A 6,493-nucleotide genomic window follows, 5' to 3' on the forward strand; every position below is an offset into this window, starting at 1 on the left:
TCGTTGTTCATTGTTCATTGTTCATTGTTAATTGACCCCATGAATAAACGGCAACTTCGGAAACAATTACTGCTTGCTCGTGAGTCTCTGTCTGTGGCAGATTTGAAAGTGAAAAGCGATCGCCTCTGCCAGAATCTCAAACAGGCTCCCCTATTTCAGCAAGCCCAGACGATTCTCGCTTATTGGAGCCATCGCCAAGAGCCAGATCTGAGTCTTTTATGGGCAGAACGGGAGGTTTGGGGATTACCGAGAACCGTGGGTCAATCTCTCTGTTGGCATGTCTGGAACCCTTCAGAACCCCTACAAAAGGGAAAATATGGCATTTTTGAACCTGACCCAGATGCACCGGTGCTACAGCCCCAAGATGTGGATTTGATTCTGGTTCCGGCCGTGGGATGCGATCGCCAGGGATATCGTTTAGGCTATGGGGGGGGATATTATGACCGGTTGCTGAGTTCAGAGGGTTGGCAAGATATTCCCACCATTGGCATTATCTTTGATTTTGCTTGGCTGGAACAACTGCCGGTAGATGAGTGGGATATTCCCTTAAAAGGGGTTTGTAGCGATCGCCAATTTAACTTAACCCTAGAAGCACAGAGAGTACAACTCATGTGACAATGCTAAATGAAGCTTTCAACGGTAACCATGACCCAGACCTACACGATTAAAATCCATAATCGCCACACGAACCAACACCACACCCTACAAGTCCCCGATGACCGCTATATTCTCCACAATTGCGAAAGTCAAGGGGTAGATTTGCCCTTTTCCTGTCGCAACGGTGCTTGTACCACCTGCGCGGTGCGTATCCTTTCGGGAGAAATTTACCAACCGGAAGCCATGGGACTTTCTCCCGACTTACAAAAACAAGGTTACGCCCTGCTGTGTGTCAGTTATGCCCGATCCGATTTAGAAGTAGAAACCCAAGATGAAGATGAAGTCTATGAACTGCAATTTGGGCGCTATTTTGGTAAAGGAAAAGTCGAAATTGGCTTACCTTTAGAGGATGATTAATTCCTTGGCTTAAGATTATTTCTGGCATTCAATTAATCGCATGGGAGGATGGTCTAATAAATCCTGCCAATACTCCTGTCCCCATTTTTCAATCCCTTCAGGAGCAATCATGGGTTTATACCAATTCACGGTCTTAAACCCAACTTCTTTGAATGCCCATTCATAAGTTTCTTGGCTCAAATAATAGTCATCAATGACGATCTGTTCTCCATTGACCTCAAAAGCCAAGCTCGGAACAGCCATACCTTCCTGAAAATCAGAAAGATCTTTGTTTCTATAATATCCATATTTTTCTAGGCGATTGTAGGATTCTGGAGGTAGAGCAACGTTATTGTTGAGGGCTACAAAACGACCGCCTAGTTTCAAGTTGTCATAGATGATTTGGGCCATTTGACGCAATTGCTCTGGGCTTTGAGCGTGATTGATGGAGAAGGCTGCACCCACTAAATCAAAAGTGTCTATTTTCCCCAGTTCGCACATATCGCTAACGATATATTCTATTCCTAGGGGTTCCTTAGCTTCCTCTACTCTAGCCAACTCGATCATTTTGGGCGAGATATCTACACCAACCACTCGTACTGCGCCATTTTTTTTGAAGTTTCGACTGTGTATCCCTTCTCCACAGCCGAGATCGAGAATGGACTTGCCATAGAGATCTCCTAACTGGCTAAAATAGGTATAAGTCTCGACGTAAAAATAGATGTCGTAGATCTGGTGTTCGCGAAATTGCTTGTATTGTGTGGCGATGGGGTCATAGACTGCCATACTCTAAAGTTTCCCAGAGATAGTTGAGGACTGAATGGGTTTATTATAGATCAATTTGGATTTTCTCCAAATAGCTTTCTACTGGCGATCGGGATCTGAAAAGATGAATATTAAAGGACTCATAGCCCTAAGTTACAGTATGGTTTTGTGGGGTTGTCAATCTTCTCCTCCCATGGGGAAAACGGTGAGGGTAGTAAGAGTTGTGAGTGGTAATACTCTAGAAGTAGTCAGTGATAATTCTCCCGCGCAAACGGTAAGACTGATGGGTATTAGTACCCCCTCTGAAGAACAGGAACCTTGGGGAATAGAGGCGAAACAATATTTACAAGATCGTCTGCATCAAGAAGGGGTTATTTTAGTATGGGACGGAGAAACCGAAGATCGGTATGGACGGAGTTGGGGCTATGTTTGGCATGAGGGCGAGTTGATGAATGAGGAATTGGTCAAAGAAGGGTATGCTTTAGCTGAGGCATGGATTCCGAATGACCAATATAGCGAGCGTTTCCAGTATGCCGAAGAAAGGGCAAGGACGCTGGGTTTGGGAATTTGGAATCCAGAAAACCCGATGCGCTTGACTCCTAGTGAGTTTCGTCGTCAAGAGGGTTAAGTTTCCCTCTCTCTGTTCCCTATTCCCTGTTGATGACCCATGACTGAAAACTTACAAAATTATTTAGAGATTGCTACGGAAGCAGCCCTAGCGGGGGGTGCGGTGGTGATGTCTTACCAAGGAAAATTAAAGGATATTCGGGAAAAAGGCCGGCCGGGAGATATCGTAACAGAAGCGGATAAGGGTTCGGAGGCGGTGATTTTAGAGATTTTGCAGCGTCATTTTCCCGACCATGGTATTTTGGCGGAAGAGTCGGGGAAAGGGGGCGATCGCCAAAGTCGATATCAGTGGGCGATCGATCCCCTCGATGGCACAACCAATTACTCCCATGGCTATCCCAATTTCTCCGTTTCCATTGGCTTATTCATCGATGGAGTGCCTAAAGTGGGGGTGGTCTTCGATCCATCCCGTGAAGAACTCTTTCGCGCTGCTCAAGGCTTAGGAGCGACGCTGAACCGTGAGGCGATCGCCGTCTCTACTACCCCCACCTTAGCCGATAGCCTCTTAGTCACTGGTTTTGCCTACGATCGCCGAGAAACCGACGATAATAACTATGCCGAATTCTGCCATTTCACCCATCTTACCCAAGGAGTCCGCCGGGGCGGTTCAGCCGCTCTTGACCTCAGTTATGTTGCCTGTGGACGCTTAGACGGCTATTGGGAGAGGGGTCTGTCCCCCTGGGATATCACGGCTGGTATCGTTCTGGTGCAAGAAGCAGGAGGCAAAATTAGTGCCTATGATGGTAGTCCAATAAAGATCGAAACCGGTCGCATCTTAGCCACAAATGGTCATCTGCATGACCCCATGATCCAAGTTCTCTCACAAATTACCCCCTTTCCTTCTCAATGGCGAGAATCTGCTGAATAGGGAAAGAGTACACTAAAATGATTAATCATCCCTTGGCACAGTCAAACAGCGAGTATGTCTTTTAACATTAATCAAGGTCTGTTTCAACTTGACTTCACCGACTTTCACGCTATTCTCGGAGTTCCCATCCAGGCAGATAGTCGGGAAATCCGCAAGCGCTATATGCGAATTGCGAAGAACCTCCATCCAGATAGTAGTTCTACAGGAACTGCGGAAGAAAAAAAACAAGCCAGCCAGATTCTATCTAAACTGGTGAACCCAGCTTATGAAAAGCTGTCCCAGGAAAAAGAATACAAAGAATATATGGTGATGTTGCGGCTCAAAGGCCAACAAGCTGCCCAACAAAATAGTAGCGATAGCTTGCAAAGTGAGTTCGCTAAACAACTCGCTCAGGCTAAGGATGTGGACGTTGAGTATAAAAAAGCGATGGAAGAGCTGGCGGCTCAACAGTACCAATCCTTAAATGATTTTAGTCAGATCACTGGGGAAATTAGCGAGCTGAATATGGTCTACCTGATGCGAGCAGGCAGTGCGGGGACAAAAGCAGCCAGTAAACCGAAAGCAGCCACTCCACCGCCCCCCAAACCGGGTAACCCAGCGCCTCCTCCTCCGAAAGTAGAGAAAAAATCGCCAATTGATGGTTATTATGGTCGCGCTAAGGAACTGACGGAGAAAGGTAATTTCCCGAAAGCTATCCTAGAATTGCGGGATGCTCTAAAGCTAGAGCCAACCAATAGCGATTGTCATAGCTTACTGGGGATGATTTACCTCAAACAAGGGCAAAAAACCATGGCTAAAGTCCATATCAACAAAGCCCTCGAAGGCGATCCCAAACATGCAGAAGCTCTGGAGTCCAAGAAAAAACTAGAAGCCCTGCTCAAAAAAGGTAAAGATACGGGCAAAACCGATCAAAACGCCAGTCAAGGGATTAAGATATTCGGGATTACGATTGGTGGTGGAAAGAAAAAGTAATGGTTTATCAGTCTGCTCCAGGGGCTAGGGATTTGCTTCCCCTGGACGTTGCCCAAAAAACCTGGATTGAAGACCGTCTGTATCAGGTGTTTCATCACTGGGGTTACCATAGGATTATTACCTCAACGTTGGAGAGATTGGATACTTTGATGGCGGGAGGCGCGATCGATCGCTCTACGGTGATTCAACTTCAGCAGGGTCAAGAAGAGTTGGGTTTGAGGCCGGAAGTGACGGCCTCGATCGCCCGGACTGCGGCAACTCGTAAGTATTTTAACCGGGTGACGAATCCGAAGCGATTTTATTATAGTGCTAATGTCTTTGTGCGATCGCCCAAAGGAGACTATGGTCAGCAGCAGGAATTCTATCAAGCGGGGGTAGAGTTGCTCGGCGCGGGTGGTGTGGCGGCTGATGCAGAGATTTTATTGTTACTGGCTGATGGTCTACAAGCCTTAGAATTGGGTTTAGACCAGTGGGTTTGGGTGATTGGAGAAGCGGGATTAACTCAATCCCTGTTGTCTTCATTTCCAGCCGAATATCAAAAACCGATCCGAGAGGCGATCGCCAATCTCGACTATATTTCCTTACAACAGCTCGATCTACCCGAAGAGCTACAGCAGAAAGCGCAACTGCTCTTTAACCTCCGGGGAGAACCCGCTCAAGTCTTCCAGAAATTAGCGGCTCTGGATCTGACGAAGGAAGAACAGACTAAATTAGAAAACCTCAAAACCTTAATCGACCTCCTCCAAGAGAGTCGCCCCCATCAACCCCCTTTACCGATTATTGTGGATTTGAGCTTAATTCGTACCTTTGATTATTACAGTGGTATCGTCTTTGAGGTGGCGAGTCGTCAGGATACGGAAGTGAAAATCCTGGGTCAAGGAGGGCGCTACGATCAATTGGTGGGCGTGTATCATCCCCAACATGAGAGCTTACCGGGTATTGGCTTTTGTCTGAATATTGAAGCCCTGCAACAGGTGCTGCAAGGAGGCGATCGCCTGCCGAAAGAAATACCCGCCAGTGAGTGTCTCGTAGTGCCCTTAACCAGCCAAGCTTGGGGGGCTGCCTTTGCCTATGCTGAAAGCCTCCGCTCTCAAACTCCCAGCATCCGAGTCCAGGTTAATTTACTGGAGTGGGAAACCCCAGAAGAGGTGAAAAACTATGCTAGAGAGCGGCGCATTGCCCAAATTGCCTGGATGGATGCCCAAGGTAATCCCCAGGTAGAATCGATATCCTAAAGTAGAGGTAGGTTTGAAACCTACCCCTATGGCCGGTTTAACCCTCAATTGATGGACACCAGATCGACAAAAACACCATGCCTCATACCATTGTTACTAATATTTGTGAAGGAGTTGCCGATTGTGTGGAAGCTTGTCCAGTGGCTTGCATTCACCCCGGCCCTGGTAAAAATAAGAAAGGAACCGATTGGTTTTGGATTGACTTCCCCGCTTGTATTGACTGTGGAATTTGTTTAGAAGTTTGTCCCGTAGACGGGGCAATTGTGGCTGAAGAAAAGCCAGAATTGCAAGAAACACCCTCTCCCTAAATCCCTCTTTTACCGAAAATTTGGGTTTAAAGCTCCGTCCTTTTAGGACGGCTTTTTAAATTTCAAGGTTGTCAAGTCAACTTTTGGTGCGCTATACTGATTTTATCCAAGCAAGTTCTGCGTAAAATGTTCGTTTTAGAGTTCAAAGTAAAAGCTAAAACTCAACAGTGTCAAGGGATAGACGAAGCTATCCGTACCGCTCAGTTTATCCGTAACAAGTGCTTAAGGTTATGGATGGATACACCAGGAACGGGTAAAAAGGATTTATATCGATACTCTAAAGTTTTAGCCGATAACTTTGAATTTGCTGACCAATTAAACTCAAGTGCTAGACAAGCAAGTGCTGAACGTGCTTGGAGTTCGATTAGTCGGTTTTACAATAACTGTAAACGCAAAATACCAGGGAAAAAAGGCTATCCTCAGTTCAAGAAGTTTAGTCGCTCTGTTGAGTATAAGCAATCTGGGTGGAAACTTCTTAACCCTAAAACGATTAAGTTCACCGACAAGAATAATATAGGCGTTCTTAAGTTAGTAGGAACCTGGGATTTAGGTTATTTTCAAAAGTCTGATATTAAACGAGTCAGGCTGATTAGACGGGCGGACGGTTATTATTGTCAATTTGTGCTTTCTTGCGAAGTCAAAGAAGAGGTTAAGCCATCAGGTAAGTGCATTGGCTTAGATGTGGGTTTAACCTCTTTTTATACCGACAATGAGGGAAACAAGGT

9 protein-coding genes are annotated in these 6,493 nt (G+C 46.1%); 8 read left to right on the top strand and 1 reads right to left on the bottom strand.

Annotated features, from left to right (window positions below; translation table 11 throughout):
* Positions 1–39: 39 nt before the first annotated feature.
* Together PMG71_RS19290 and PMG71_RS19295 are read left to right on the top strand one after the other, a co-directional pair.
* A complete protein-coding gene (locus PMG71_RS19290) occupies positions 40–615 on the top strand; it encodes a 5-formyltetrahydrofolate cyclo-ligase (RefSeq protein ID WP_283755354.1) in 576 nt (191 codons plus the stop codon).
* Between the two features lie 30 nt (positions 616–645).
* Positions 646–1,014, top strand: a complete 369-nt coding sequence (locus PMG71_RS19295) for a 2Fe-2S iron-sulfur cluster-binding protein (protein WP_283755355.1) — start codon at positions 646–648, stop codon at positions 1,012–1,014.
* Between the two features lie 15 nt (positions 1,015–1,029).
* On the opposite strand, the gene PMG71_RS19300 is transcribed toward PMG71_RS19295, so the two are convergent.
* Entirely contained in the window at positions 1,030–1,779 is a 750-nt protein-coding gene (locus PMG71_RS19300; RefSeq protein WP_283755356.1) for a class I SAM-dependent methyltransferase, read from the bottom strand.
* Positions 1,780–1,882: 103 nt separating this feature from the next.
* Here PMG71_RS19300 and PMG71_RS19305 point away from each other — a divergent pair, with 103 nt between their 5' ends.
* From PMG71_RS19305 to PMG71_RS19330, 6 genes are all read left to right on the top strand, one after another.
* On the top strand, positions 1,883–2,386 hold the full coding sequence (locus PMG71_RS19305; protein WP_283755357.1) for a thermonuclease family protein: 504 nt from the start codon (positions 1,883–1,885) through the stop codon (positions 2,384–2,386).
* 39 nt (positions 2,387–2,425) lie between these two features.
* Complete coding sequence (locus PMG71_RS19310; RefSeq protein WP_283755358.1) at positions 2,426–3,253, top strand: inositol monophosphatase family protein; 828 nt, start codon at positions 2,426–2,428, stop codon at positions 3,251–3,253.
* A 54-nt stretch (positions 3,254–3,307) separates the two neighbouring features.
* Positions 3,308–4,225, top strand: coding sequence for a J domain-containing protein (locus PMG71_RS19315; RefSeq protein WP_283755359.1), 918 nt, complete (start codon positions 3,308–3,310; stop codon positions 4,223–4,225).
* Complete coding sequence (locus PMG71_RS19320) at positions 4,225–5,460, top strand: ATP phosphoribosyltransferase regulatory subunit (RefSeq protein ID WP_283755360.1); 1,236 nt, start codon at positions 4,225–4,227, stop codon at positions 5,458–5,460. The genes PMG71_RS19315 and PMG71_RS19320 overlap by 1 nt, the downstream gene beginning before the upstream one ends.
* Positions 5,461–5,537: 77 nt before the next feature.
* On the top strand, positions 5,538–5,768 hold the full coding sequence (locus PMG71_RS19325; protein ID WP_283755361.1) for a ferredoxin family protein: 231 nt from the start codon (positions 5,538–5,540) through the stop codon (positions 5,766–5,768).
* Positions 5,769–5,894: 126 nt separating this feature from the next.
* On the top strand, positions 5,895–6,493 hold a 599-nt coding region (locus tag PMG71_RS19330; protein ID WP_283755362.1), incomplete at its 3' end, for an RNA-guided endonuclease InsQ/TnpB family protein.

This window comes from Roseofilum acuticapitatum BLCC-M154 (assembly GCF_030068475.1).
Lineage (GTDB): Bacteria > Cyanobacteriota > Cyanobacteriia > Cyanobacteriales > Desertifilaceae > Roseofilum > Roseofilum acuticapitatum.